Here is a 25,142-nt window from a genome sequence, read left to right as displayed (position 1 = left end):
TTTTGGAGTCGGTTAGAATGAAAAAAACGCTAGTGATTATTGCTCACCCTGATATTGATAATTCCGTCATTAATAAACGTTGGATTGAAGAGTTACAACAATATCCAGATGAGTTCACTGTACATGAGCTTTATAAAAGTTACCCCGATGGTCGTATTGATGTAATAAAAGAGCAGGCATTGGTTGAAGCGCATCAAGATTTGGTCTTCCAATTCCCGATATATTGGTTTAACTGCCCTCCATTATTAAAACAATGGTTGGATGACGTGCTCACCTATGGCTGGGCTTATGGATCTACAGGTAATCAGTTAAAAGATAAAAAAATAACGCTCGCTGTGTCAGCAGGTATTAAAGAGAAAGACTATTCAGGAGATGGGCGATACCAGTTCAGTCTCAAAGAACTGTGTGCGCCTTTTGAGCTTACAGCGCGTTATGTGAAGGCTGACTATCAAGCTATGTATGCGTTTTATGGAATGGACACTAATCCAGAGGAAGGAGAGGTTCAGCCTACCCAAAATGATATTGAACAAAGTGCAGTAAATTATGTGAAATATTTATTGGAGATGCGCTAATTGTATTTTTAATCATTAACTTTGTAATTACATGATGATTAGGCATAAAAAAAGAGCATGTAAAACATGCTCTTTTTTTTGCAGAAATTACTCAGATACGATAGTAACGAGAACTTCAGCAACAACATCATGATGCAATTGAATTGCGACGTTGAATTCACCAGTGTGACGAAGCGCACCGTTTGGTAAACGAACTTCTGCACGGTCTACAACTAGACCAGCATTCGTTAAAGCATCAGCAATATCACGAGTACCGATAGAACCGAAAAGTTTACCTTCATCACCAGCTTTAGCAGTGATAACGATATTAACTTCGTTCAATTGTTCAGCACGTGCATTTGCAGAAGCTAAAATGTCAGCTTCTTGTTTCTCAAGTTCAGCACGACGTGCTTCAAAAGCAGAAGTATTTGCTTCAGTAGCAGCTACTGCTTTACCTTGAGGAATCAAGAAGTTACGACCGTAACCAGCTTTCACTGATACTTTGTCGCCTAATTTACCAAGATTTTTAATGCGTTGTAATAAGATAACGTCCACAGCTCACCTCACTTACTTATGGTTGTCAGTGTACGGAATCAAAGACAAATAGCGAGCTTGTTTAATAGCTAATGCTAATTGACGTTGATAACGAGCTTTAGTACCTGTAATACGGCTAGGAACAATCTTGCCGTTTTCAGTAATGTACTGTTTTAAAGTGTCGATATCTTTATAGTCGATGTACGCAACTTTCTCAGCTGTAAAGCGGCAGAACTTGCGACGACGGTAAAAACGTGCCATTGAGGTTCTCCTTATTCAGCTTCTTGAGTGACGTGTTGTGCTTCTTCACGTTGAGCTTTACGCGCACGTTTTTCTTCAGCACTTTTCGCAAGTAAAGATTCTTCAGTAATTGCGTGTTCACGACGAATAATGATGTTACGAATAATTGCATCGTTATAACGGAACAATTCTTCTAATTCATCAAGAGTCGTTTGACCACATTCAACATTCATAAGAATGTAGTGCGCTTTATGAATTTTGTTAATCGGGTAAGCCAATTGACGGCGGCCCCAATCTTCTAAACGGTGAATTTGACCTTCAGCTTCTTTGATCTGAGAGATATAGCGTTCTACCATACCTACAACTTGATCGCTTTGATCTGGGTGTACTAAAAGTACGATTTCGTAATGACGCATTGTCAGCTCCTTACGGTTTAAACAGCCCCTAACAACAATGTTAGAAGCAAGGAGTCATAACTTAAAAAGTTAAGTCGCAAATTGCGAAGCTGCGATTTTAGACAGGTTTAGTTGAAATCGCAAGCGATATTCGTCGTTTGGCGTGAAGTAAGCCAGTAAAGCCTAGATATGCGAATAAAAAGATAGAGCTGATCTCTATCTTTTTAAAAAATTGGGAGGAAAGGTGCAGGGCTATTGAAAGTAAAACTAAAACTTAAACTAATCACAGTGATTAAAATCACTGAAAATAGGAAGAAGCGTTTTGCCCAAAGCTGATCGTTCTCAGCTTTAAACCCTAAAATACCAATGTAGAGCCAGTACGCGCAAAGTACATTACAGATCACCAGAAAAATAACATCGGTGTATCCATAGACATACAGTGCATTCATCGCCAGCATAAATAAAACCACATAAATGAGTGATTCTATTTTCGTTCGAAGAATAGAACGAGCTACAGGTAAAATAGGAATTCCTGCATTTTTGTAATCGTCAAAGCGATAGATTGCGATTGCCCATGAGTGTGGCATTTGCCATAAAGCATATGCAACAAAAATCAAAAGGGCAGCCATATCGAATTGATGACTAACAGCCGTATAACCAATAACAGGAGGACTCGCCCCAGAAATACTACCAATCACGGTTTGATGGATTGTGGTACGTTTCGTCCACAAACTATAAAAACCGACATAGACCACAAAACCAATAACTGCGAATAAAAAAGCATAAGCATTGACATAAAACCATAGAATGCTAAAGCCAATCAGACCAAGTACCAATGCATAAAGTAATGCAATCGGAGAGGAGATTGTTTTTTTAACAAGTGCACGGTTCATGGTGCGTTGCATTTTTTGATCGATGTCTTGATCAATTACATTATTTACAACACAACCAGAAGCAACCACGAATGTTGTTCCGATTAAGGTCAATAATAATAAGAAGAGGTCTATAGAGCCTTGGGCGGCTAGAAAAAAGCCGCCCAAGGTGGTAATGAAATTACCGAAGAGAATTCCTGGCTTAGTCAGGAATAAGTATTTTTTCAACATGTCAATCAGTTTAGATCATCATGTTGTAATGTAGATAATTCATAATCCACACAGAACCGACTAGAAGTACAGCGATACATAAAATTGTGTAGATAAATGCAATAAGGTTCCAGCGTTGATCAGATGATGTATTCATGTGTAAGAAGTACACAAGTTGTACAAGTACCTGAGCTACGGCAGTGATTGCAATTACTGTAACTAAAACGCCACGACTGAAACCGCCAGCCATCACCATCCCGAAAGGGATGATGGTGAGCAGGACAGAAAGGATAAAACCAACCGTGTATTGTTTTACATTACCGTGTGATGCGCCAGCAGCATTATGATCATGACTACTCATTAGAGAACTCCCAGTAAGTAAACCACGCTGAATACACAGATCCAAACGATGTCAAGGAAGTGCCAGAACAAGCTTAAGCAAGCAAGACGACGTGTATTCGGTAGTGTCAAACCGTTCTTCTTGATTTGATACATGAGTACGATCATCCACACTAAACCAGAAGTTACGTGGATACCGTGTGTACCAACTAAAGTAAAGAACGCTGATAAGAATGCACTCTTAGTTGGGCCATAACCTTCATGAACAAGGTGATGGAATTCATAGATTTCCATCCCAATGAACGTTGCACCAAAAATAAAAGTAATGATTAACCATAAAAGAACTTGGTTAACATTCTTTTTATAAGATGCGAGTACTGCAAAACCAAATGTCACAGAAGAAATAAGGAGTGCAAAGGTTTCAGCTAATACGAATCCCAAAGAATCATGGAATAAGTCGTATGCACTAGGTGTACCAGGTGGAATATGACTGCTTAATACAGCAAATGCGATGAAGAGTGATCCGAAAAGGATCAAGTCACTCATCAAATATGTCCAGAAACCAAAGACCGTTATATCGGTATCATCATGTTCGTGATGACCGTCGTGTCCGTGGTTATCGTGATGAAGTACTTCAGCCATATCCTTAGTCCTTCTTCAAGTGTTTTTCAAGTAACGCATAGCGTTCATTCTCAATACGTTCGACTTCAGCAGCAGGGACATAGTAATCCACATTCTTTGTGAATGAGCTTACGATGAAGCTGATAATAGCAGCGACGAATGAAACGACAGCAAGCCACCAAATATGCCAGATGAGAGCAAAACCAAGAACGGTAATGAACATCGCAATGACGAAACCAGCAGCACGATTTGTCGGCATGTGGATGTCTTCATATTTGGTATTGCGAGCGTATGCTACACCATTTTCTTTGTCTGTCCAGAAGCGATCGATACCATCGGCAGCAGGAACATGCGCAAAGTTATAAAATGGAGCTGGAGACGAAGTTGCCCATTCTAACGTACGGCTATCCCATGGGTCGCCAGTGTAGTCCATATTGTCTTTGCGTTGTAAGAAGCCAACGATGATTTGCATTAAGAAACATGCAATACCGATTGCAATCAAAACAGCACCAAACAATGCGATCGCTAAGTATGGATCCCATTCAGGGTTGTCATATGTATTCAAACGACGTGTCATACCCATGAAACCAAGGATATAAAGTGGCATGAATGCAAAATAGAAACCGATGAACCAGAACCAGAATGAGGCTTTACCCCATGCTTCATTGAGCTTCCAACCAAACATTTTCGGCCAGTAGAAGATGATGCCGGCAAACATACCAAACACCACACCACCGATAATCACGTTATGGAAGTGAGCGATCAAGAATAATGAGTTATGTACAAGGAAGTCCGCAGGTGGAACAGCCATAAGTACGCCAGTCAAACCACCGATACCACAAGTCACAAGGAAGCCAAGCGTCCATAACATTGGTGTCGTGAATGTGATACGACCTTTATACATGGTGAATAACCAAGAGAAGATCTTCACACCTGTAGGAATCGCAATAACCATGGTCATGATACCGAAGAACGCATTGACGTTCGCACCAGCACCCATGGTAAAGAAGTGGTGAAGCCATACAACAAACGCAAGTACAGTAATTGCGATGGTTGCATACACCATAGACTTATAACCGAACAACGCTTTACGAGAGAAGGTTGCTACGATTTCTGAGTATAAACCAAAGGCTGGTAATACTAAGATATATACTTCAGGGTGACCCCATGTCCAAATCAAGTTCACATAAAGCATTGGACTACCGCCAAGCTCATTTGTGAAGAAGTGGAAACCGAAGTAACGGTCAAGTGTAAGCATTGCAAGTGTACCTGTTAATACAGGGAACGAAGCAATGATCAATACAGCCGTACAAAGTGAAGTCCAAGTGAAGATCGGCATGTCCATCAGTTTCATGCCTGGCGCGCGCATTTTAATGATGGTAACAAAGAAGTTAACACCTGTTAAAAGCGTACCGAGACCAGAAACCTGAAGTGCCCAAATATAATAATCAACACCAACACCAGGAGAATACTCAATACCTGATAGAGGAGGATAAGCCATCCAACCTGTTGCTGCGAACTCACCAAGCGCAAGAGATGCCATCATCAAACCAGCAGCACCGGCGAATAACCAGAAGCTCAAAGAGTTTAATAATGGGAAAGCCACGTCACGTGCACCAATTTGCAGTGGAACGGCGATGTTCATCATACCTACAACAAGACCCATTGCTACGAAGAAGATCATGATTACGCCATGCGCAGTGAAAATCTGATCGTAGTGTTCTGGGTGTAAATAACCTTCACCGCCACCTTTAGCGAGGAAAAGCTGTAAACGCATCATGATTGCATCAGCAAAACCACGCAGAAGCATGACCACTGATACGAGGATATACATGATACCAATTTTTTTATGGTCTACAGAGGTGAACCATTCGTTCCACAAGTAGCCCCATTTTTTGAAATAAGTAATACCTGCAAGAAGTGCGATACCACCTAAAACCATTAATGCAATAGTCACCAACACGATTGGATCGTGTGGAATTGCATCCAACCCTAACTTTCCAAACATGTCTTATTCCTCTGTAGAAGCTGTCGCATGTTCAACATCAGTGGTGTGGTCAGCAGAAGATGCTGAGTGATCTGCACCATGATAGTTGCTCATGTATTGATTGATTACAGATTCGAACAATTTAGGCTCAACCGAAGAGTAATAAGTCACTGGATGTGGGGCAGTAGGATATGATTTCATTTCCTCAGCCGCTTGTTTCTCTTCTGGTGTTTTTGCTTTGGCGATTAGAACTTCGATCTGATGTTTAGAACGGTTACCATCACGTAAAGTTGCTAATTCAGCTTGGTCAAGTGTACCTTTTTGAATTGCTTCAGCATTGATACTTGTACCATTACCCGCTTTTACCGCTTCTACCCACTGTGCAAATTCTGCGTCACTAACACCATGCGCCATGAAACGCATTTGTGAAAAGCCATAACCAGAATAGTTCGCAGAAATACCACGGAAGATACCTGGCTCATCTGCCAATAAGTGAAGATGAGTTTGCATACCTGCCATCGCATAAATTTGACCGCCTAACTGTGGAATGAAGAATGAGTTCATTGTGAAGTTAGAGGTGATTTTAAAGCTGAGTGGCGTTTTTACTGGGAAGCGTATTTCATTTACCGTACCAATATTTTGCTCAGGATAGATAAATACCCATTTGAACTGTTCAGCAATTGCTTGAATCGTTAATGGTGCTTTATCTGATTCTAATGGACGGTAAGGGTCATACTTGTGGGAACCCCACCAAGTTAACCAAGCTAAAATACCAATAATAATGACTGGAACACCCCAAACAACGATCTCAATTGTCGTAGAGTGTGCCCAAGTAGGTTTATAGTCTGCATCTTTATTTGACGCGCGATATTTCCAACCAAACCATAATGCCATAATGATTGATGGGATGACCACCAATAGCATTAGATAGATCGCAGTCATCATCAGGCTACCTTGACCCTGACCAACTGGACCTTTACTGTTTAGAAGTACCATATCACCACCGCACCCAGTTAAGAGCACAGCAAGCGTTGATAAAGACAATACAGCTAAAATCGTTTGTCTCATTTTACAACCTCGGTGAAGAGTCCCATTCCCTAATTAAATTATGGGATAGCGAATAAAGTGTCGCATGTTTGCTAAGAATTTCTTTTAATAAATGCTTAACAAACATGCGACACCGCTACGTTGTTGGGCATTATGCCTCATATTGAAAAACTAAGCTACTGATAAAGTGGTGTGAAATGCTTGTTTTAAAACCCGATTTATTTTGTAGGGATTGTTATTTGGCGATATGCTTTTTCTATAAATATCAGCTTAATATAAAGAAAAGAGGATTTAGTCCTCTTTTCTTTATTGATTTGTAATTATTGCTTAATCACTTTGGTTTTTGCGAATTTATCGTGTAATGTTTGGCGGTTTTTGCCAAGTGCAAATGCATAGTCAATGATTGTGATAATCGGGACTAACAGGAAGTTTAAAATAATAAATAAAACGCTACGCAACCAAAACGAGCGGATTAAACTCACCTGATCGTTGCTTTCGACATCAACAATTTTAATTCGAGCAAGTTTTTTGCCGATACTTTGACCAGATTTGGCAATAAAATAAGCTTGAATCATGAGCATAACCAAGATATAGATCATGATGCTCTGCCATGCTTCAACGGGAATGAGTTGAAACAATTGTTGTTGCAGTTCGGCGGCTTTCGATGAAGCAAACTCAGTTGCTTGCATTTGCTGTTGCAGTTCAGAAAGCTGCTGAAGTTGTTCATCGTTGAAATAAAATGATGGAATAGCTAGGGTTGGTAGCCACAACATGAGATCAACCGCTTTGGCTAATGCACGAGAACCAATAGATGCTAGTTCGACATTGCTTTCTTGCGTAGATGCTTTAGCTTGATACTGTTGAGTAGGAGATACTGTTTCAGTTTGAATTGGCGATGGAAATGAAGTCGATGTATGACCAATTGGTTCATACACAAGTTTTCCTTGGGTTAATTCACCAAGCGTTTTCCATTCTGCCATCCCTTCATGCCATGCAAGATCAGTAAGAAGAACTTGTTGACTAGCAAGCATTTGGTTGATTTGTTCTAAGGTATAGGGACCAGCTTGCTGATTATTACGAGCCAAGTAAATTTGCATATATTCTAAATCTCTATCACAAATGATGAAAAAAGACCCCACCAGTGGGGTCTTTTACAATAGTGGTTAAGCTTGCTTAATTTTTTCTTCAGCTAAGAAGAACCAAGTATCAAGCACTGAATCAGGGTTAAGTGAAACAGACTCAATGCCTTGTTCCATGAGCCATTTTGCAAGATCAGGGTGGTCGGAAGGACCTTGACCACAAATACCCACGTATTTTCCTGCTTTACGACAAGCATGAATCGCCATAGAAAGTAAGGCTTTCACTGCTGGATCACGTTCATCAAATAAATGAGACACGATGCCAGAGTCACGGTCTAGACCTAATGTTAATTGGGTTAAGTCGTTTGAACCGATTGAGAAACCATCGAAGTGTTCAAGGAATTGTTCAGCCAATAAAGCATTGGTTGGTAATTCACACATCATGATGACTTTCAAGCCATTCTCACCACGTTTCAAACCATTTTGCGCAAGCAGTTCGATGACACGTTTTGCTTCAGAAACAGTACGAACGAATGGGATCATGATTTGAACGTTGGTTAAGCCCATTTCATCACGTACTTTTTTCAAGGCACGGCATTCAAGCTCAAAACAATCGCGGAAATTGTCGGAAACATAACGACTTGCACCACGGAAACCCAACATTGGGTTTTCTTCTTCTGGTTCGTATAACTTACCACCGATTAAGTTTGCATATTCATTTGATTTGAAGTCAGACATACGAACGATGACTGGCTTTCCTGCAAACGCAGCAGCAAGCGTCGAAATACCTTCAACTAACTTCTCAACATAAAACTCGATAGGAGAGGTGTAACCTGCAGTACGTGTTAGAACAGCAGCACGTGTTTCACGTGGTAAGCTTTCAATGTTGAGTAATGCTTTTGGATGCACACCGATCATGCGGTTGATGATGAACTCAAGACGAGCAAGACCAATACCTTCGTTTGGAATTTGAGCAAAGTCAAACGCTCGGTCAGGGTTACCGACGTTCATCATGATCTTGAACGGAAGTTGAGGCATTGAGTGAATCGAGTTGCGTTGAACTTCGAAGTCTAATGCGCCTTCATAGATAAAGCCCGTATCGCCTTCAGCACAAGAAACGGTGACTTCCTGACCATCAGTAAGAACTTCTGTTGCATTACCACAACCTACAATTGCAGGAACACCGAGTTCACGGGCAATAATTGCTGCGTGACAAGTACGGCCACCACGATTGGTTACAATCGCAGCAGCACGTTTCATGACAGGTTCCCAATCTGGATCGGTCATATCAGAGACAAGAACATCACCGTCTTGAACTTTGTCCATTTCTTTAATCGATGTAACCACACGAACTTTACCAGAACCAATACGCTGACCGATTGAACGACCTTCACAAATCACTGTGCCGCGTTGTTTGAGTAGATAACGTTCCATTGTGCCGACATTTTGACGACTTTTTACTGTTTCTGGACGTGCTTGAACGATATAGATTTGACCATCATCACCGTCTTTAGCCCATTCGATGTCCATTGGCGAACCATAATGTTCTTCAATGATCAGCGCTTGTTTGGCTAATTCATGTAATTCATGATCATTTAACGCAAATTGTTGACGTTCTGGTTTTTCGACATCAACAACAACAACTGATTTACCCGCAGAACCTTCTTCACCATAAATCATTTTTTGGTGTTTAGAACCGAGGTTGCGGCGTAAAACAGAGTGTTTGCCATTATTTAATAGCGGTTTTGATAAATAGAACTCGTCAGGGTTAACTGCACCTTGCACGACCATTTCACCCAAACCATATGAAGCGGTAATAAACACAACATCACGGAAACCTGATTCAGTGTCTAGGGTAAACATAACACCAGCAGCACCAGTTTCAGAGCGAACCATACGTTGTACGCCAGCAGAAAGGGCAACGACACTATGCTCAAAACCTTGGTGTACACGATAAGCGATTGCGCGGTCATTATACAGGGAAGCAAAAACTTCTTTAATCGCAATAAGAACGTTATCAATACCGCGAATATTTAAGAAAGTCTCTTGTTGACCTGCAAATGAAGCGTCTGGTAGATCTTCAGCAGTAGCAGATGAACGTACAGCAACAGCGATGTCTGGATTACCGTTTGAAAGTGCAGCAAAAGCGTCACGAATTTCTTGTTCTAGTGCGGAAGTGAGCGGAGTATCAACAATCCATTTACGGATTTTTGCACCAGTTTCGACAAGTGCATTTACATCATCAACATTGAGTTGAGCCAATTCAGCCTGAATTCGAGCGTTTAAACCGCTTTGATCTAAGAACTCACGATAGGCAGCAGCAGTCGTTGCAAAACCCCCTGGTACCGATACACCAGCATTGGATAAATGGCTGATCATTTCACCTAGAGATGAGTTTTTCCCACCTACGAGTTCTACATCGTGTTTCCCTAGTTTTTCCAGACCGATTACGCGCGCTTCCAAAGTATTTACTCCACTTTTTTTGCAGGATGAATGACCATCATTGGTATGAAATTATACGAAAGTGCTTAGAATTAGTATTTTACTAAGCGACAGTCATGTTAGATGAGTTTACTATAAAGATTATAGAGCACTAAGACAAATGTTTAAGGAGAATTTTGATGCCCGAAAGTAAACAAATTAAACGGAGCGTATTTTTTATTTCAGATGGGACAGCAATCACCGCAGAAACCCTTGGACATTCACTACTTGCGCAATTTCCAAACGTAGATTTTGACATTCATATTATGCCTTATATCACCACCGAAGAGGCGGCAATGAATGTGGTTGTAGAAATCAATGCATGTCAAAAACGTGATGGCTCTTTACCGTTGGTTTTTGATACTTTGGTTGATCCAAATGCCCGTGAAATTATCAATACTGCTAAAGCCGTAAATTTGGATGTATTTGAAGGCTTAATTAGTAAACTTGAACAAGAGCTAGGTATTCCACCAACGACATTGGTTGGACAAACGCATGCAGTAACAGATTCAGAGTCATATAAGGCGCGTATTGATGCGGTGCATTTTGCACTGGACAATGATGATGGTGCGCGAACACGTCATTATGATAAAGCTGATTTAATTTTAGTGGGTGTTTCACGCTCTGGCAAAACCCCAACGTCGATTTATTTGTCGCTACAATTCGGGATTCGTGTTGCAAACTACCCTTTAACTGAAGAAGATCTGGACGATAACCGTCTACCAACGGTCTTGAAAGCACATAAAAATAAGCTCTTTGGTTTAATGATTGATGCTGAGCGTTTAGTTGCGATTCGGAGTGAACGTAAGGCGAATAGTCGTTATGCAAGTTTTAGTCAGTGTCAAATGGAATTGCGTGCGATTGAAGGCATCTATATTTCAGAAGGGATTAAATACTTAAATGTCACTGAAATGTCGATTGAAGAAATCTCAACGCGTATTTTGCAGTCGACAGGTTTAAAACGTCGTATTGGTTAATCAAATAGGGCTGCCTAAACACTGTTGGATAGGTGGCCTTTGATTGAAATTTTCTTCTAAATTATGATGCTAAGTTTGTAATAAATATTTCATTAAAAATAAACAATTGATGTTGAATGATAAAATGTAATTAATAAAAATGCCGCTATGATGTTAAATTCCACACGTTTATGCTAAAATATTGTGATACAAATCTCACTTTTGCTATAATTGATGGTATGTGGTTTTTATTGCAACTGAACATCTTGAAATAAAGAATTCTGTTTGAACGTAAAGCCAGTAAAGTTATTTAAAAGCATGTGAATTCTTGGCTTTAACTTTTCAATCAAACCATCAAATGAACGAAGTCCAGCAAAACGTTTTCAATAGTATACCGAGTCTAGTCTGGTTGCTTTCAGATCAGGGTGACGCTTATTTTTTTAATAGCGTCAGCCAAGAATATATCGGTTTAAATGAATTAGAGAAGTTCAAAAAAAATTGGATGGATTTAATCCATTCAGACGATATTTCGGTTTTTCAAAGTGAATGGCTACAAGCATTCTCATATAAAACTCCTTTTCACGTTGAGTGCCGATTGAGACACCGATCAGGTGCATATCGATGGTTTTTATTGTCTGCAAAACTTGTAGTAGGAAACTCTGGTGATCATGCATATTGGTTTATTAATAGTGTCGATATTCATGAAACCAAACAATATCAACAAAATCTAGTGCAATGTATTAATGCGCAAACCAACATGCTTGATAATAGCGTGGATTGCATCAAACTCTTAGATGTAGATGGTTGTTTACTGCATGTAAATAGAACTGGATGTATTGCCTTAAATATTCCCGAAAGCAATCATCGATTTGGGATGAAGTGGACAGAGCTTTTAGCGCCTGAAGTACGATCAAAGGCAAATTATGCATTAAAGACGGCACTTAAAGGTAAAACCGCTCGTTTTCGTGGCATGAGTGGTCACGGAGAAGATAAGCAATATTGGGACAATTTACTCACGCCGATATTAAATGATAACGGTCAAGTTGTGCAGATTCTTTGTCTGTCTCGTGATGTAACTGCTCAAAGACAAACAGAAATTCAACTGCGCATTTCGAGTGAATTGGATGAATTGACAGGATTGTACAATCGTCGTTTCTTTAAACTACAACTTAAACGCGCATTGCAAAGACATAAAAAGAGTGAAAAGTTTCTTGGTTTAATGTTGTTAGATTTAGATTATTTTAAACACGTCAATGATACGCTTGGGCACGCCGCAGGAGATCACTTACTGCGTGTTTTATCGAAGCGAATAGAAACCAATTTACCCGAAAATACTTTTGTGGCGCGTTTAGGTGGTGATGAGTTTGCTATTTTAGTCAATGGAATCAATGCTGAGTTTGATCTTGAAAAAGTTGCAATTGAAGTTAGTCGACAGTTAGATGCGCCAATCACCTATGCGGGCAATTTAATTAATGGTAGCATGAGTATTGGCTGTGCGATTTACCCACGCGACGCCAAAGATTCCTTGAATTTAATGAAATGTGCAGATACTGCATTAAATGATTTAAAAGCCACAGGGCGCGGTGGTTTCCGTATGTTTAATCAACAGATGCAGATTGCCGCACAAAATATCGCCATTCAATTAACTGAAGCGCGTCATATTATTCGTGATGATCTTATGGTTCCGTTCTATCAACCTAAGGTACGTTTATCTGATGGCAAGGTCGTTGGATTTGAGGCATTGTTACGTTGGCAAACGGACGATAAACGTATTCATTCACCTATTAATATTGAACAAGCTTTTCAGGATTATGTGTTAGCTACACGAATTAGTGATGCGATACAGAATAAAGTTTTTAACAATATTGCCATGTGGATTGAGCAAGGGTTGGCTGTTGTTCCTGTCTCGATTAATGTAGCGCCTGTTGAATTTCTTAAAGATAATTATGCTGAGCGCTTATTGTATCGTTTGAACCTGTATAAAATTCCGCATCATTTGGTCGAGATAGAAATCACAGAGCACATTTTGGATGATCGTGGTTCTGACTATGTGATTCGGGCATTGAATTTGCTCAAACAGCAGGGCGTTAAGATTGCACTTGATGACTTTGGAACAGGGCATTCATCACTTACAAGATTAAGGGATTATCCTGTAGATTGTTTGAAAATTGATTGCGATTTTATTCGTCAAATGAATAGTGATGAGGCGATTTTAGCAATCGTGCAAGCAATTATTGCTTTAGGGCCAAAGTTATCTTTAGATATCGTTGCTGAAGGTATTGAAAATGCTGAGCAATTAGAATTGCTGAAACAATTTGGCTGCTCGATCGGGCAAGGTTATTTATTTAGTCGGGCAGTGAATGTGCAACAAGCGACACACATGCTGAAACGTGAAATGCACCTCTATTGATTGACTCAATAAGTGCAAAAAACAAGGCTTAAATTGAATAAGCCTTGTGGATGGAATCGAGACATTAATTATTTTTAATATCAATCAATAGATTAAAATTGTCTAAGCGTTTTTGTGTGTCATAAATATCACAAGTGAAAATAAACTCATCTACATCATACTGAGCCGCGATTTTATTTAAGCCAGCTTTAACGGTATCTTGAGAACCAATTTGAGCCATTGCATAAAAGTTTTGAATCGCTAGTTGCTCAGCACCAGTTGCAAGACCTTGTGTGGACTCAATCGGTGGCTTAAGTTTTAGGCTATGACCACGAATCAGATTTAAAATACGCTGATATGAACTGGTTGCTAAATATTGTGCGTCTTCATCTGTTGCCGCAACGACAGTGGGAACGCCCATTGAAATATATGGTTTCTCCAAATATTCTGATGCTTGGAAATTCTCGCGATAGATCTCGATGGCTTGACCTAACATTCTTGGTGCAAAGTGCGAAGCAAATGAATAGGGAAGTCCGAGCTTTGCAGCGAGCTGTGCGCTAAACAGACTTGAACCCAATAACCAAACTGGTACATGCGTATTTTGTCCAGGTGTGGCAATAATTCTTTGGTTAGCTTGTGGTGCTTTGAAGTATTGTAAGATTTCCATTACGTCTTGAGGAAATTGATCCTCAGTTTCTTGGCGTCCACGACGTAATGCACGCATAGTGAGCGGATCTGTTCCGGGAGCACGTCCCAATCCAAGTTCAAAACGGTTTGGATAAAGCGTCGCTAATGTCCCAAACTGTTCCGCCACAACTAATGGAGCATGATTGGGAAGCATGATGCCACCTGAACCTAATCGAATATGCTGAGTATTCGCTGCGATGAAACCCAACAGCACTGCCGTTGCTGAACTGGCGATACCATCCATGTTGTGGTGTTCTGCTAACCAAAATCGTTCATAACCTAGCTTTTCAACATGTTGTGCGAGTTCAAGCGCATGGCGCAGTGAGAACTCAATACTTTGATCGTCTCGAACTGGCGCTAACTCTAAAATAGAAAACTTAATATCTTGCAATGATTTCATCATCGATTCTCATAACTATATATCGACATAATACGATATACACTTGAGTCTGTATATCTATTTTATTCGATATAATGTTTCGAACCTATGCAACAAAAAAAGCACCCGAAGGTGCTAAAGAGGTAATGAATATGCTCTTATTAACGGTTTTTGTACCAACCGCGATGTAGTCCATTGTCGTGACGAGCGTTTTTACGTGAATTATAATGACGACGATCATCATAACGACGGTTGTCATAAGCACGACGATTATCATAACGACGATTATCGGCATCACGATCTTGTCCGACTTTATTGCCTAAGGCTGCACCACCAGCCGCACCGACTGCTGCGCCAATATATCCACCATTGGTGCCACCCATGTTGTTACCAACAGTATAGCCACCGACACCACCTAAACCGCCACCAATTGCAGCTTCAGTACGATTACGTTTATTGCTAGATGCTGCAGCTCCACCAGCGCCACCGATTGCAGAACCAATCATTGCGCCTGTATGCCCACCAAGCTCTTTACCCACTGCTGTACCAACCACACTGCCTAAAGCTGATGTTGCAGCAACACGTGTTGTATTATTTGCATGAGCAACAGACATCATTGAAGCGCTTGCTAATAGAATGCTACATAACCAAATATTCGATTTCATGGTGAAACTCCTTGTCCTTTATTTGTGGGACAATATTCTTGATAACTTGAGACAAATGTAACAAGACTTTCGAGTAGAAATATGGAGTGCAACCTCTAGATTGATAGAGTTTAACGATGGTTTTGTAGGGGTTGTATTACATATGAAGAAATTGTGAATAAAATATAAAGATAAAGAATGATGAGAAAGCAAACAACAGCAGCAGACACAATCAAGTACAATAGGCTGAGTTTTGATTTAGGGTTTGGTTATGCTGTTGGAAAAAATATTGCAATCTCAAGGTTTTGGTTCACGTAAGTATTGCCAACAGTTGATTAAAAATGGTGCTGTATGCATTGAAAACCAAGTATGTGATAATCCAAAACAGAACTTTAATCTTGACCAGCTGCATTTTCAGGTTTTTGGTGAAGACTATTTATATCGAGAACATGTTTATCTTGCGTTAAACAAACCGCAAGGTTATGAGTGTTCACATCAAGCAACTCATCATAAAAGTGTATTTAGTTTATTGCCTGAGATACTTATCCACCGCGGTATTCAGTGTGTAGGGCGTTTAGATCAAGATACAACGGGGCTTTTATTGTTGACAGATGATGGTCAGTATTTACAGTCGCTTACTCATCCGCGTAAACATGTACCTAAGGTCTATCATGTGACTACGGCAGATCCAGTAACAACTGAACAAAAACACCAATTAGAGTTGGGCGTGGAACTACGTAATGAAAAAGGTATTTATGCGGCAACCGATGTTCAGTTAATCTCAGAAAATCAGCTTTCAATGACCATTCATCAAGGTGTCTATCATCAAGTTAAACGCATGTTGGCAGCCGTAGGGAATAAGGTTGAATCTTTACATCGGCATCAAATCGGATTGCTCGAACTTCCTCAGCTCGACGAAGGCGAGTATCTCTATTTAACACCTTCGCAAAAGCAGTTGAGTCAGAATATTCAATTGGATCTGTAATTATTTTAAAAAGCAGTGAAAGGTTTTAAATTCATCATCATGAATAAATCCCATTTTTTCATAGAGCTGATGGGATTGGTAATTATTCTTTTGCGTTTCAAGGCTAATGCGTTGTGCATTTTCATGACGAGCAAACAGGATAGCGGTATCGATCAATTGTTTTGCAGAACCTTGTTTCCGATAAGTCGGGGTAACGTAGACATCATCTAATACATAGTAGGTTTCACAAGCAACGGATGAAAAGGCGAGATAAAGTAAAACAAAGCCTGTAAAAATTTCATCTTTTACATGAATAAAAATGACACTGTCTTTGTTGTCAAATCGATGATTTAAAAATTGAAAAGACTGCACAACATTGGATGAAGCACCGTAGAACTGACGATATTCATCAAATAAGACTGCCAATTGATGCAGGTCTTCTTTGGTTGCTCGCTTTACAATCATCCTTAATTCATCCTATAGCTTATCGTTTTATTTGGACTGTCAGGATAGCGAAAAAAATTCAGCTTAAAAATTAAAAACTTGTGTATAAATGCGACATTGTTAAGTTTTGTCACTTTCACCTAAAAGCGCATTCAGCTCTTCAAATAAATCCTCGTGATCATCTTCAATATTCACATCTGATGGATTCTCTATTGTTGCTGTCGCTTTTGATTTCCGTAGTTTGAGCAATTGTTCCATATTGATATTTTGGTTTTCAATTGCAAAGGGAATAGATTTGGTAAGCACCACCTGTTTAAAGAAAAGGCGGACTGCTTGAGCAGGGGAGATACCAAGCTGTTTAAAAACGGCAAAGGCTTGTTTCTTTTCCTGTGAATCAAGTCGAACCTGATAAACTTCTGTTTTTCGCATGAAGGATGAGACCAAATATTTTTAGTTATGGTCATGTATTTTAAACGATCACAATGTAATTTCAATATTTTTGCAGTGAAAAAATAGAATTTTTGTCATTACGTTGTGTTTACAGTGTTAGTTCATAGTTAGAACTAAAGCTCATTTGCATATCTAAAATGGGATCTATGAAGTGAATTGCTTTTGCAAGTAATTGTAAAGGATGACTAAAGTCTTCATCTGCTTTGTGCACAATGGCTGGATAAAATGAATCATTTAGGATTGGAACACCGAGATAATTGAGATGTACACGCAACTGATGTTGTTTACCAGTTTTGGGTTTGAGTAAATACTTTGCGTGTGCTTGGTCGTGATCTAACAATTCGATCCATGTCTCAGTGTTACTGGGTTTATTCGCATTGACTTGCATGGTGTAAAAAGGATCACTTTTTTCTAAATGCAGTTGTAAGGTCTGTGGAAACTTGAGTTCTGGGCGATAAGCAGCGATGGCATGATAGGTTTTTTGAACCTTTCGTTCAGCGAATAGTTGTTGATAAATACCACGTGATTCTGTTCGTTTACAGAACAAAACCACACCTGCTGTTTCTCGGTCAAGCCGATGAATTGGGGTTAAATCGAAATAGCCAGTCTGTTTTTTTAACCGAACCAATAATGTTTCTTGAACATATTGACCAGTTGGGCTCATCGTTAAAAAATGCGGTTTGTCGACGACGAGCAAGTCTTCATTTTCAAACAGAATTTCGTGTTGAAAGGGCACGTGGATTTCATACGCCAAAAAACGATAATAAAAAATGTGAGTGTTAGGTGTATACAAACTGTCTATTTTTAAAATAGAACCATCGGCTGCATAGATGAGTTCGTCTTTAAATCGTTGCTGCCATTCTGATGCTTGAATATGTGGAAAATGCTGACACAAATACTCAAAAATGGTGGGTGTGGAAATATCATTGGGTAAAAAAACTTTACTGGCACTCACGCCATTGATGAGTGGTGGTGTGAATTCAATGATGGGTTTCATGCAACAATACTAACCTAGAGTGAACGCTGTAAAATAAGCCAGTTTAAAAGCTGTTTATTAGGCTTTAAAGCAGCGCAATGTTATCATAGCCGCCATACCAATTTTATTTTATTTGCCATGTCATATTCAGTGAAATTTACCTTAAATCATGAACAAGACACTCAACATTTTGCACAAGTCCTTTCGCAACATGTGCATTCAGGCGTTATTTATTTAATTGGGGATCTTGGTGCAGGGAAAACCACATTCACACGCTATTTTCTACAACATTTAGGGCATCAGGGTTCGGTCAAAAGTCCAACGTATACGTTGGTAGAACCCTATACGATTCAGGGCAAAGAAATTTTCCATTTTGATCTATATCGCTTAGATGATCCTTATGAATTGGAGCTGATGGGAATCCGTGATTATTTGGAAGTAGAGGATGCGTTATTTCTATTTGAGTGGCCATCTAAAGGTGGCGATGAAATTCCCAATGCGGATGTTGTTGTTGATATCCAAAAATCGGACGATGAATTAACCCGATTTGTAACTTTAACAGTCAACTCAGAATCGTTATTTCAAACCTTGCAGGAACAATTGAATGGTGCATGATTCAACGCGTCGTATTCATACACTCAATGCCGCTTTAGCTAATCAGATTGCTGCTGGTGAGGTGATTGAACGCCCATCCTCAGTGGTGAAAGAATTATTAGAAAACTCGATTGATGCGGGTTCAACTGAGCTGATTATTCGTATTGCTCAAGGTGGTTCGACCCTGATCGAAATCATTGATAATGGTAACGGCATTCACGCAGAAGATTTACCATTGGCGGTGATGCGTCATGCCACCAGTAAAATTCAAACAGCTGAAGATTTACATGCCATTGTGAGCTTAGGTTTTCGGGGTGAGGCATTAGCTTCTATTGCTGCGGTTTCACGGTTGACATTGACCAGTAGTCAAGATGAAGCTGGGGTTGGTTATCAAGTTGAAGTCAATGGCACGGCTTTTGATCACCAACAAGTACAAGCTGTCGCAGCACAAAAAGGCACACATATTCGCGTGCAGGATTTATTTTTTAATGTGCCTGCTCGCCGTAAATTTTTGAAAAAACCAAGTACAGAGTTTGGTCATATCGAAGAAATTGTACGCCGTTTGGCTTTAACCCATTTCGATATTCGTTTTGTACTTGAACATAACGATCATATCCGCTTGAATTTACCGATTGCGGATAGCGGCGAGCTGCGTTACCAACGGGTACAACAATTACTCGGTCAACAATTTATTCAAAATGCCTATTGGATTGATGCCGAAAGTATTAATATGCGATTGTCGGGTTGGTTAGGTCATCCTTCAGATGCCAGAGCGCAGGCCGATATGCAATATGTCTATGTGAATGGTCGTATTGTTAAAGACAAAACCATTTCCCATGCGTTGCGTATGGCATATGAAGGAATTTTGCATGGGCATCAACATTCTTCTTATTTGTTGTTTCTAGAAGTAGATCCTGAAAATATTGATGTCAATGTCCATCCAACTAAGCATGAAATCCGTTTCTTGAATCAGCGTGAAGTACATGAGTTCGTACGTCACTATGCCAAAGCAACTTTATCTCAGTTTCAAACCGCCAGTGCAGATTTAGCACAAGCGATGAAAGTGGATGAACTGGTAACTGAGAATGCCCAATACCAGCCGCAGCCTAAGTATCAAGAACAGTTTCCTTTGCATCGCGCAAATGATGCGATTGAGCCACAGTCGCATGATCAAAATCAAACTGATATATCGACAGATTTACTTACTGAGTTTAATCAAAGTCGACCTCAGGCAGTGCAATACAATTCATCTCAATCGCAACAACCAAGATATAATGGCTCTACGCAACTGAATAATGCATTAAAGAGCTATTTATCGCCGTTACGTGATGATGCTGAACTGGATTCGGAACAACAAATACCATCTAGAGTAGATGAATTTCCACTAGGTATTGCGATTGCACAACTGCACGGCATTTATGTTTTGGCACAAAATACCGAAGGCTTAATCATTGTTGATATGCATGCAGCCCATGAACGAATTTTGCTGCAACAAATGAAAGCCGCATGGGATAAACCTGAATTTTGGACATCACAACAATTACTGATTCCAAAAATAGTTTCAATTACCCGAATGCAAGCAACACGTGTAGATGAGTTGCAATCACAATTGCAACGTTTGGGCTTGGAGGTCGATCAGTATGGTGATGAACAAGTGATTGTTCGTGGCGTACCTGCGATTTTACACAAAGCAAATTTTGAAAAACTTATTCCTGAACTACTCAATGATCTTGATCCAAATGACGAGGCAAGAGGGTTGCTGCAAAAGCGTGATGAGCTATTGGCAGGAATGGCGTGCCATGGGGCAGTGCGAGCACATCGGCAACTGAGTTTGTCAGAGATGAATGCGTTGTTACGCCAAATGGAACAAACTGAATTTGCCAGCCAATGTAATCATGGACGCCCAACTTGGCGCGCTTTTCCATTGCACCAATTAGATAAATTATTTGCTCGAGGAGAGTAGTTTTACATGTCAAATCAATTGCCCGTGATTAATTTAATGGGGCCTACCGCAAGTGGTAAAACAGCATTGGCATGTGAGCTATATGAGCGTGGTAATTTCGAGTTAATTTCTGTTGATTCCGCTTTGGTGTATAAAGATATGGATATTGGCACTGCGAAACCGACCAAGGAAGAGCAAGCGCAATATCCACATCATTTGATTGATATTATTACACCGTTAGAGGTGTATTCTGCGGCTCAATTTGTTGAAGATGTTTGTCCTTTAATTGATGATATGCATGCGCGCGGAAAAACACCGATTTTAGTCGGTGGAACCATGCTGTATTTCAAAGCTTTGCTTGAAGGTCTTGCAGATAATCTGCCAAATGCAGATCAGGCAATACGTGATGCGATTGTTGCAAAAGCCGAGGCGGATGGCTGGCAGGCAGTTTACGATGAGCTGGTAGCAGTTGATCCTGTTGCAGGTGAGAAATTTAAAGTATCTGATAAACAAAGAATTATTCGAGCATTAGAGGTCTATCGGATTACAGGTGAGCCAATAACAAAATTGCAAGCGGAGCAGCCTAAAAATCAACCCTATCGTTACATATTTCATAACTACGCATTGATGCCTGATCGGTTAGAATTACATCAACGCATTGAGCAAAGATTGAGCAAAATGTGGGGCATTGGTTTTTTAAATGAAGTAGAGGAATTAATTAGAAAATACGATTTAAATGATAATTTACCCTCCATGCGGTCTGTGGGTTATCGCCAAGCTTTAGATTTTTTATTAAAAAGTGACCTAAGTCTCAAAAATAAAGTAGAAATGGAGAACAAAGCGTTATTCGCGACACGGCAACTCGCCAAACGTCAATACACTTGGTTACGTTCTTTGCAAGAAATACACGATTTTAAAACTTACGTGACGATAAAGCAGGCGAAAGAAGACTTGCGAAACTTCTTGGGATAAAGCAAAATTCGCAGGCTGTCTTTTTATAATTTTTAGTTGAAAAATAAAGATAGTTTTTTTGCGCTGATTTAAAAATTTTTGGAGTTAAAAATGTCTAAAGGTCAAACTTTACAAGATCCGTTCTTAAATTCTCTCCGTAAAGAACGTATTCCAGTTTCTATTTTCCTTGTGAACGGTATTAAATTGCAGGGTCATATTGAGTCTTTTGACCAATATGTTGTTTTATTAAAGAATACTGTAAGCCAAATGGTTTATAAGCACGCGATTTCTACAGTCGTTCCTGCACGTAATCCACGTCCAGCTGGTGCTCAAGCTACTGGTGGCTTCCCAGCACAAGCTGGCACTACTGGCGGTTTCGGTGGTGGTCAAGGCGGTGCTGCAGGTGGCTTCGGCGGTCAAGGCGGAGGCTTTGGTGGTCAAGGTGGCTTCGGCGGTCAAGGTGGCTTCGGCGGTCAAGGCGGCGGCTTCGGTGGTCAAGGTGGCTTCGGTAGTCAAGGCGGCTTCGGCGGTCAAGGCGGCGGCTTTGGTGGTCAAGGTGGCTTCGGCGGTCAAGGTGGTTTTGACAGCGAAACTAAATTTGAAGATGGTCAAGAAGACGAAAATAATCGTTAATTGATGGATGATCTTTAAAAAAATGCCAGTCTTAAAATAGACTGGCATTTTTATTTGTGCTTTAAGGGTCTGTTGACATTTCAGCCATGCATTGCGTTATAGGCTAAAACAACGCAAACAAGGCATGAAACGTAGGCAATGGCTACTCCCTTGTCAAGTTTCATAACGGAGTTTGAGGAAGTTTTAGCCATAACCCTTCGGGACAGGGATATTTTTTGCCGCTACTGTGTTATGTCTTGCGCATTTAGAATGACTAAATTTTGCAAAACATGCCTTGTATCGACTAAAAATATCCACTGTCGCAAGCATCTGTGAAATGTCTACAGCCCCTTATATAAGTTCAAGAATTGCTATGGAAATCATTTTTGCTGCGGCATGTTGTAGCGTTATCGTTTCAATTTTGCTGAAATTTCTAAAAACTAAAGGTTTTGATGTTTTACAAATGATTGCATGGAACTATTTCAGTGCAAGCATTCTATGTTTCTATTGGTTTAAAACCGATATTACCCATATCTCATGGGCGCATACACCTTGGTGGTTGATTTTAATCCTCGCTGTGTTATTGCCTAGTATTTTCTTGTGTTTAGCAAAGTCATTACAATACGCTGGGATTTTAAAGACAGAAATAGCTCAACGGCTAGCTGTGATACTTTCTTTGTTAGCTGCCTATTTTATTTTTGCGGAACAGTTTAGCCAATTAAAATTAATCGGTGTTGTTTTAGGTGTGATTGCGATATTGGCGATTATTTTTGGTCAAGCAACTGAAAACACCAATAAAAGTTTAAATCTAAAATCGGCACTATTTTTATTTTTTGTATGGGCGGGCTACGCTGCGATTGATGTATTGCTCAAATATAGTAGCAGTCTGGGTTTACAGTTTGCTGTCACGTTAAATTTAACTTTTATCGGCGCATTTATTTTGTCGATTGCTTATCTTGCAGTGACTCAGCCTCATTGGCAGCCAAAGAATATTTTCATGGGTTTAATTTTAGGTGGACTGAATTTTGCCAATATTGCTTTATATGTCAAAGCACATATGATTTTTAAAGATACACCTGCCATAGTATTTGCAGGGATGAATATTCTTGTGGTGGTACTCGGGGTATTGAGTGGTGTGGTTTTATTTAAAGAACGATTAAAAGTCTATACTTGGGTGGGACTGATCTGTGGAATTGTTGCGGTACTGTGTTTAGCCAAAGCTATGATGTAGAAATTGTATATTGTAAAAGCAGGTCTTTTAAATTTTGATTCAAAGAATTTTAATGAAAGATAAGACTTCTTTCTTGAACCACTTGTATTCCTTTCCATGAGAGATGCAAAGTGGGTGTACATAATGACGAAAGCGGTCTATGGGGATGATGCATAGGCATGCATGTAATTATTACTGAAGATAACTGAGTTTAAAGTTGTATTCTAAGTAAAATATACAATGCGAATGATGATGAGATCGTATATATGACTGGTAAAAGACTAAGCAAAGATGACCGTAGACAGCAGCTTTTACATGTCGCTCGATCGATTATTCGTGAACAGGGTGTTGAAGCGCTAACATTGGGTTACTTAGCGGAACAGGCTGGGATTAGCAAACCAATTGCGTATCGGCATTTTAAAGATAAAGAAGGTTTATTAATCGCCATTTATAAAGAATTTAGTGACAAACAAAAACAGGATTTATCCAGCGCATTAGTACAGCATGCAAATAGCTTAGACCAAACCATTCATATTTTTTGTAGCGCGTGTTTGAAATTTCATATTGCAATGGGTCCTGAGGTGGGCTTGGTTGTTGCTGCACTTTCTGGCACTGATATTCTGCAAACTTATTTACAACAATGCCAACAAGAGTTTATCGATATTTTTAAAGAGAGTGTTCATCCCTTTATTCGACTCGAAGCTCAAGCGGGTGAAGCAATCATTATCGCAATAACAGGACTGATGGAAGCAGTTTGTGTGGCCGCAAGTAATAATGTAATCGACGCTTCGGCTGCACAAAAGGTGATGGAAAATTCTATTCTTCTTATACTCCATGATTTTTTAAACAAAGCGAATGTTTGACAGAGACTATTGATCACATAAGTTACCAATGGTAACTTATGTATTATAACATCTCTGGAATAATATTTATGTCGATTTTAGAACAAAACAAAAATGCATTGGTTGTCATCGCCCATCCAGACTCAAAGTCTTTATCACATCAAATTTCACACCATATCGTGAAGCATTTGACTCAGCAGGGAATGAATGTCGAAATTGCTGACTTGTATAAAGAGGACTTTAAACCAGCAATCACCATTGCTGATCTTGAAGCCTATCGTGGTCAACAAGCACTGGGTACTGATATTTTGTTAGAACAAGCACGTTTTGACCGTGCTGATATCGTTTATTTTGTTTTCCCCATTTATTGGTGGTCTATTCCTGCTGTTTTAAAAGGTTGGTTTGAACGGGTATTTACCCAAGGTTGGGCTTTTAACGTAGATGATCAGGGTGTGTTAACTGGAGAACTTAAAAAAATACCTATAAAACTTATTGCAACGGGTACAGGAGATCAAGCTGGATATGATAAGCATGGTTATACCAAAGCGATACATACACAGGTCGTAGAGGGGATTTTTGGTTTTTGTGGAATAGAAGATGTGCAAACATCGATTCTCTATAATTCTGATTTTATTCAGGCTGAAGATCTACAGACATTTTTAAAAGAACTTGATACTAGGGTCTGTTGATATTTCACAGATGCTTGCGACAGTGGACATTTTTTAGATGGTACAAGGCATGTTTTT

The 25,142-nt window shown here is 39.8% G+C and carries 25 protein-coding genes and 1 pseudogene; 11 read left to right on the top strand and 15 right to left on the bottom strand.

Annotation, left to right across the window (positions count from 1 at the left end):
• Positions 1-17 precede the first annotated feature (17 nt).
• Positions 18-572, top strand: a complete 555-nt coding sequence (locus tag J2Y37_RS06805; protein WP_349032313.1) for an NAD(P)H-dependent oxidoreductase — start codon at positions 18-20, stop codon at positions 570-572.
• 87 nt (positions 573-659) lie between these two features.
• On the opposite strand, the gene rplI is transcribed toward J2Y37_RS06805, so the two are convergent.
• The 10 genes from rplI to ppsA form a co-directional block, all read right to left on the bottom strand.
• On the bottom strand, positions 660-1,106 hold the full coding sequence (gene rplI / locus J2Y37_RS06800; RefSeq protein WP_004670630.1) for a 50S ribosomal protein L9: 447 nt from the start codon (positions 1,104-1,106) through the stop codon (positions 660-662).
• A 12-nt stretch (positions 1,107-1,118) separates the two neighbouring features.
• Positions 1,119-1,346, bottom strand: a complete 228-nt coding sequence (rpsR, locus tag J2Y37_RS06795) for a 30S ribosomal protein S18 (protein WP_004648825.1) — start codon at positions 1,344-1,346, stop codon at positions 1,119-1,121.
• 11 nt (positions 1,347-1,357) lie between these two features.
• The gene (gene rpsF / locus J2Y37_RS06790) at positions 1,358-1,741 is read right to left on the bottom strand and encodes a 30S ribosomal protein S6 (RefSeq protein WP_004670631.1); all 384 of its coding nucleotides are present in this window, start codon (positions 1,739-1,741) and stop codon (positions 1,358-1,360) included.
• A 203-nt stretch (positions 1,742-1,944) separates the two neighbouring features.
• A complete protein-coding gene (cyoE, locus tag J2Y37_RS06785) occupies positions 1,945-2,823 on the bottom strand; it encodes a heme o synthase (protein ID WP_349032312.1) in 879 nt (292 codons plus the stop codon).
• 10 nt (positions 2,824-2,833) lie between these two features.
• On the bottom strand, positions 2,834-3,163 hold the full coding sequence (locus J2Y37_RS06780; protein ID WP_004670633.1) for a cytochrome o ubiquinol oxidase subunit IV: 330 nt from the start codon (positions 3,161-3,163) through the stop codon (positions 2,834-2,836).
• Positions 3,163-3,783, bottom strand: coding sequence for a cytochrome o ubiquinol oxidase subunit III (gene cyoC / locus J2Y37_RS06775; RefSeq protein WP_004670634.1), 621 nt, complete (start codon positions 3,781-3,783; stop codon positions 3,163-3,165). The genes J2Y37_RS06780 and cyoC overlap by 1 nt, the downstream gene beginning before the upstream one ends.
• 4 nt (positions 3,784-3,787) lie before the next feature.
• Positions 3,788-5,770, bottom strand: a complete 1,983-nt coding sequence (cyoB, locus tag J2Y37_RS06770) for a cytochrome o ubiquinol oxidase subunit I (RefSeq protein ID WP_349032311.1) — start codon at positions 5,768-5,770, stop codon at positions 3,788-3,790.
• A gap of 3 nt (positions 5,771-5,773) precedes the next feature.
• Positions 5,774-6,817, bottom strand: coding sequence for a ubiquinol oxidase subunit II (gene cyoA / locus J2Y37_RS06765; protein ID WP_005197514.1), 1,044 nt, complete (start codon positions 6,815-6,817; stop codon positions 5,774-5,776).
• Between the two features lie 299 nt (positions 6,818-7,116).
• Complete coding sequence (locus tag J2Y37_RS06760) at positions 7,117-7,893, bottom strand: RDD family protein (protein ID WP_349032310.1); 777 nt, start codon at positions 7,891-7,893, stop codon at positions 7,117-7,119.
• Positions 7,894-7,959: 66 nt separating this feature from the next.
• The gene (ppsA, locus tag J2Y37_RS06755; protein WP_004670638.1) at positions 7,960-10,338 is read right to left on the bottom strand and encodes a phosphoenolpyruvate synthase; all 2,379 of its coding nucleotides are present in this window, start codon (positions 10,336-10,338) and stop codon (positions 7,960-7,962) included.
• A 158-nt stretch (positions 10,339-10,496) separates the two neighbouring features.
• Between ppsA and J2Y37_RS06750 the strand changes: the two genes are divergently transcribed.
• Together J2Y37_RS06750 and J2Y37_RS06745 are read left to right on the top strand one after the other, a co-directional pair.
• Positions 10,497-11,333 (top strand): pyruvate, water dikinase regulatory protein, encoded by an 837-nt coding sequence (locus J2Y37_RS06750; RefSeq protein ID WP_004670639.1) that lies wholly within the window; start codon positions 10,497-10,499, stop codon positions 11,331-11,333.
• Positions 11,334-11,670: 337 nt separating this feature from the next.
• Entirely contained in the window at positions 11,671-13,722 is a 2,052-nt protein-coding gene (locus tag J2Y37_RS06745) for an EAL domain-containing protein (protein ID WP_349032309.1), read from the top strand.
• Positions 13,723-13,786: 64 nt separating this feature from the next.
• Here J2Y37_RS06745 and J2Y37_RS06740 read toward each other — a convergent pair whose 3' ends face one another.
• Positions 13,787-14,788 carry an LLM class flavin-dependent oxidoreductase gene (locus J2Y37_RS06740; protein ID WP_349032357.1) on the bottom strand — a complete coding sequence of 334 codons (1,002 nt, stop codon included), beginning with the start codon at positions 14,786-14,788 and terminating at the stop codon, positions 13,787-13,789.
• A 140-nt stretch (positions 14,789-14,928) separates the two neighbouring features.
• A complete protein-coding gene (locus J2Y37_RS06735; protein WP_349032308.1) occupies positions 14,929-15,432 on the bottom strand; it encodes a glycine zipper 2TM domain-containing protein in 504 nt (167 codons plus the stop codon).
• 250 nt (positions 15,433-15,682) lie between these two features.
• Here J2Y37_RS06735 and J2Y37_RS06730 point away from each other — a divergent pair, with 250 nt between their 5' ends.
• Positions 15,683-16,396 (top strand): pseudouridine synthase, encoded by a 714-nt coding sequence (locus tag J2Y37_RS06730; protein WP_349032307.1) that lies wholly within the window; start codon positions 15,683-15,685, stop codon positions 16,394-16,396.
• Here J2Y37_RS06730 and J2Y37_RS06725 read toward each other — a convergent pair whose 3' ends face one another.
• From J2Y37_RS06725 to J2Y37_RS06715, 3 genes are all read right to left on the bottom strand, one after another.
• Positions 16,397-16,840 (bottom strand): GNAT family N-acetyltransferase, encoded by a 444-nt coding sequence (locus J2Y37_RS06725; protein ID WP_004670644.1) that lies wholly within the window; start codon positions 16,838-16,840, stop codon positions 16,397-16,399.
• A gap of 99 nt (positions 16,841-16,939) precedes the next feature.
• Positions 16,940-17,248 carry a type II toxin-antitoxin system RelB/DinJ family antitoxin gene (locus tag J2Y37_RS06720; RefSeq protein WP_349032306.1) on the bottom strand — a complete coding sequence of 103 codons (309 nt, stop codon included), beginning with the start codon at positions 17,246-17,248 and terminating at the stop codon, positions 16,940-16,942.
• Positions 17,249-17,357: 109 nt separating this feature from the next.
• Positions 17,358-18,266, bottom strand: coding sequence for a pseudouridine synthase (locus J2Y37_RS06715; RefSeq protein ID WP_005197501.1), 909 nt, complete (start codon positions 18,264-18,266; stop codon positions 17,358-17,360).
• Positions 18,267-18,395: 129 nt separating this feature from the next.
• Between J2Y37_RS06715 and tsaE the strand changes: the two genes are divergently transcribed.
• From tsaE to J2Y37_RS06680, 7 genes and pseudogenes are all read left to right on the top strand, one after another.
• Entirely contained in the window at positions 18,396-18,860 is a 465-nt protein-coding gene (gene tsaE / locus J2Y37_RS06710) for a tRNA (adenosine(37)-N6)-threonylcarbamoyltransferase complex ATPase subunit type 1 TsaE (RefSeq protein WP_349032305.1), read from the top strand.
• A complete protein-coding gene (mutL, locus tag J2Y37_RS06705) occupies positions 18,850-20,802 on the top strand; it encodes a DNA mismatch repair endonuclease MutL (RefSeq protein WP_349032304.1) in 1,953 nt (650 codons plus the stop codon). The genes tsaE and mutL overlap by 11 nt, the downstream gene beginning before the upstream one ends.
• A gap of 6 nt (positions 20,803-20,808) precedes the next feature.
• Complete coding sequence (miaA, locus tag J2Y37_RS06700; RefSeq protein WP_349032303.1) at positions 20,809-21,753, top strand: tRNA (adenosine(37)-N6)-dimethylallyltransferase MiaA; 945 nt, start codon at positions 20,809-20,811, stop codon at positions 21,751-21,753.
• A 90-nt stretch (positions 21,754-21,843) separates the two neighbouring features.
• Positions 21,844-22,041, top strand: a pseudogene (gene hfq, locus J2Y37_RS06695) (RNA chaperone Hfq); the annotation flags it as partial.
• Between the two features lie 640 nt (positions 22,042-22,681).
• Positions 22,682-23,575 (top strand): EamA family transporter, encoded by an 894-nt coding sequence (locus J2Y37_RS06690; protein ID WP_349032302.1) that lies wholly within the window; start codon positions 22,682-22,684, stop codon positions 23,573-23,575.
• Between the two features lie 245 nt (positions 23,576-23,820).
• Positions 23,821-24,417: a TetR/AcrR family transcriptional regulator gene (locus J2Y37_RS06685; protein WP_349032301.1), complete on the top strand. Its 597-nt coding sequence runs from the start codon at positions 23,821-23,823 to the stop codon at positions 24,415-24,417.
• A gap of 68 nt (positions 24,418-24,485) precedes the next feature.
• Entirely contained in the window at positions 24,486-25,085 is a 600-nt protein-coding gene (locus J2Y37_RS06680; RefSeq protein ID WP_349032300.1) for an NAD(P)H-dependent oxidoreductase, read from the top strand.
• The last annotated feature ends 57 nt before the right edge of the window (positions 25,086-25,142 follow it).

Source organism: Acinetobacter sp. 3657 (genome assembly GCF_031456775.1).
Taxonomy (GTDB): Bacteria; Pseudomonadota; Gammaproteobacteria; order Pseudomonadales; family Moraxellaceae; genus Acinetobacter.
Note: the sequence above shows the minus strand (reverse complement) of the source record. Positions and strands in the feature narration are given on the sequence as shown.